Source organism: Massilimicrobiota sp. An80, assembly GCF_002159255.1.
Classification (GTDB): Bacteria; Bacillota_I; Bacilli_A; order Erysipelotrichales; family Coprobacillaceae; genus Allocoprobacillus; species Allocoprobacillus merdigallinarum.
Genome location: NZ_NFHI01000122.1, coordinates 1 through 626 on the forward strand (window position 1 = coordinate 1; position 626 = coordinate 626).

Annotated in this window: 1 protein-coding gene; it reads left to right on the forward strand. The window is 35.8% G+C overall.

Annotated features, from left to right (window positions below; translation table 11 throughout):
* Positions 1-90: 90 nt before the first annotated feature.
* The coding region (locus tag B5G32_RS13590; RefSeq protein ID WP_158094035.1) for an IS110 family transposase at positions 91-626 on the forward strand (536 nt) is incomplete at its 3' end.

A 626-nucleotide genomic window follows, 5' to 3' on the forward strand; every position in this document is an offset into this window, starting at 1 on the left:
AGTCTTTGAATTCGCATTTTGAACCAGGTTTTATGGTCTAAGTGTTGTGGGTACCACATCACATGAAATTTATTTGAAAGGATGGTTTTTATGAAATTAGTTGGTATTGATATTGGAAAACACAAGCATTTCGTCAGTATCGTTGACAAGTTGACTGGTGAAATTATTCTTCAGCCTGTCGCTTTCTCTAATAATGCTCAGGGTTTTGAATTCCTTATCTCTCAGATCGCTCTCTATCCTGTTGATAGCGTTCTTATCGGTATGGAAGATACTGGTCATTATCATTTCGCTTTATTGCGCTTTCTTTTACAGAAGAACTACAACGTCGCTTTAATCAATCCTAAAACTACCGATCTCAATCGTAGAATGGATGGTGGCATCACTAAAAACGATAAACTTGATACTCTTAATATATGCGATATATTAAGCTCAAATAAACTCAAGAAACCTTATCGCTTGACGTCTTCTAAGAAATTTGACCTTTATGAACAGAAGCAGCTGACTAGATTGCATCATTCCCTCAAGGAACAGATCAATGTTCTTTCCAATCGTCTGCAGAAATGCATAGATCTTGTTTTCCCTGAATATAACGCACTTTTTAAATCCAAGTATGGAAAAGTCTATAT